2 protein-coding genes are annotated in these 2,348 nt (G+C 31.6%); both read right to left on the minus strand.

All coding sequences use genetic code 11. The annotated features are described in order from the left end of the window. Window positions 1–7 precede the first annotated feature (7 nt). Entirely contained in the window at window positions 8–1,222 is a 1,215-nt protein-coding gene (locus AC30RD_RS08480; protein ID WP_489494061.1) for a saccharopine dehydrogenase family protein, read from the minus strand. 37 nt (window positions 1,223–1,259) lie between these two features. After that, window positions 1,260–2,264, minus strand: a complete 1,005-nt coding sequence (locus AC30RD_RS08485; protein WP_489494062.1) for a hypothetical protein — start codon at window positions 2,262–2,264, stop codon at window positions 1,260–1,262. Between the last annotated feature and the right edge of the window lie 84 nt (window positions 2,265–2,348).

Below are 2,348 nucleotides of genomic sequence, written 5' to 3' on the forward strand. Positions count from 1 at the left end.
TTATCCTCTATTTTATCTCTCTTGTTTCATCTGGATCCATCTCCAAAACAGTCCATGGAAGCCCCTGAATTGATAGCTCTTCCATAAAAGGATCTGGATCAAACTGCTCCATATTCCAAACGCCGGGTTTATACCACTCTTTTGTTAACATAAGCTTTGCCCCGATCATCGCAGGAACTCCGGTAGTATAGCTTACACATTGACTGTAGACCTCTTTAAAAGCCTCTTGATGATCACAAATATTGTAGATATATATTTTTCTTCTTTTTCCATCTTTTATACCTTCACATACAACTCCGATATTGGTTTTTCCCTTTGTTCTTGCTCCAAGGCTTGCAGGATCTGGTAGAAGAGCTTTTAAAACATGTAGAGGAACGACTTTGCATCCGTCTACTTCGATTTGATCGATTCTTGTTAATCCTACATTATCCAATACTTTTAAGTGCGTTAGATAACTTTCGCTAAAAGTCATCCAAAATCTTATCCTTTTTAACCCCTTTATATGTTTAACGAGAGACTCTTCTTCTTCGTGATAAAGAAGATAGCTATCTTTTGGACCAATTTCAGGATAATCCCAAACCATTTTTATCTCCATCGGTTCGGTTTCTATCCATTTACCGTTTTCCCAATATTTTCCTTTTGAGTTTACCTCTCTTATGTTTATTTCGGGGTTGAAATTTGTCGCAAAAGGGTAACCGTGATCTCCGGCATTACAATCAAGAATATCTATATAATGTATTTCGTCAAAATAGTGTTTTTGAGCATATGCTACAAAAACGTTCGTAACCCCGGGATCAAAACCGCTGCCAAGAAGAGCCATAACCCCTCTTTGTTTAAAAGGCTCATTTAGCGCCCACTGCTCTTTATACTCAAATTTCGCCGTATCTGGATGTTCGTAGTTTGCCGTATCAAGATAATCCACCTTTGTTTCCATACACGCTTCCATAATAGTTAAATCCTGATAAGGAAGCGCCACGTTTATTACCAGATTTGGTTTTGTCAAATTTATTAAATCGATAAGTTCGTTTACGTTATCGGCGTCAACTTTTGCCACTTCTATATCAAAATTGTATCTATCTTTTATTTCGCCTCTTATCTCTTCACATTTGCTTAATGTTCTGCTTGCTAAGATGATTTGATTGAAAACATCGCGATTTTGGGCACATTTGTGCGCTACGACTCTTCCTACTCCTCCGGCTCCGATGATTAGAACTTTATTCATTTTCATCCTTTAATAAAGGTTTTTTTGATTATAGCAATTAAGGGATTAAAAAATCTTTTTTTGAGTAGATAACGATTTGAGGTTTATAATAGTATGAGATATGACCTCTTTTTATAAAAATTTCTGATCCGTTTTTAACAGTTAAGTTTTTGTTTTTAAAATATAATCTAATTCTTTTGTTATCATATATCAAATATCCGTTTTTATAAACTCCTTTTAAGTTTGTAACTATTTCGTTTTGATATTTTATATCTGATAAATCCTCTCCTTTATATCTTAAATAAAACTCTTTTACAGATTTAAGAGTCTCTTTTAAAACAATATCTCCAATATCTATTATTTCTAAATTTCCTTTGTATCTTTTTGTTTTTAAAACTTCGATATCGTATATATTTTTTTCTTTTAAATTTTGTGGTGGATTATATATCATTACAGCCCTGTCATTTTTTCTTTTAATTACCGCAATATTGCCAAACTTTAATAAAACTGCGGCATTTTCTAAGATAATATCCATCTCTTTGGATTTTTGCTGATATAAAGATCTTATCGTAGAGGTTTTTATTTTATATTCTGGTTTATCTAAAAAAGGTTTTGTATCAAATTTTGCGTAAATTAAAAGATGGTCTGAATACCCTTTTGCCAAATGTTTATTATTTTTTATCTGCCATCTGTAAATTTTTTTATTTTTAAAAAGATATTTTGGTTTAAAAACATTAAAGGAGTTGTCTATATAGTTTATACCCAATGAGTCAAACATAGATTTTGGGAGTAGAATATTATCAAGGGTATTTTTCTTACCTTTATACAGATAACTAAATCTTTTAAAGGAAGGAACTTCGAGCCATAGATTGTATAGATATTTGCACTCTTTTTTAACTATTTTTTCATCAACTAATCTATTTTGATAAAGAGTAGGCAATATATGGTTAATTCCTGTAGTTGCATTGGTATCGTTAAGATTTGGCTCATATAAAAGAGTTTTAAACTCGTTATAATTTGAGTTAAAATCTCCCAAAACAATATAGTCATTTTCACAATCCATTTTTTCAAGCTCTTTTTTTAACGCTTTTGCATAAATTAACTATCTTTATTAACCATTGGAAATCAAAGCATGCTCCAGAAAGTG

The sequence above is a fragment of the Nitrosophilus sp. genome, assembly GCF_982775275.1.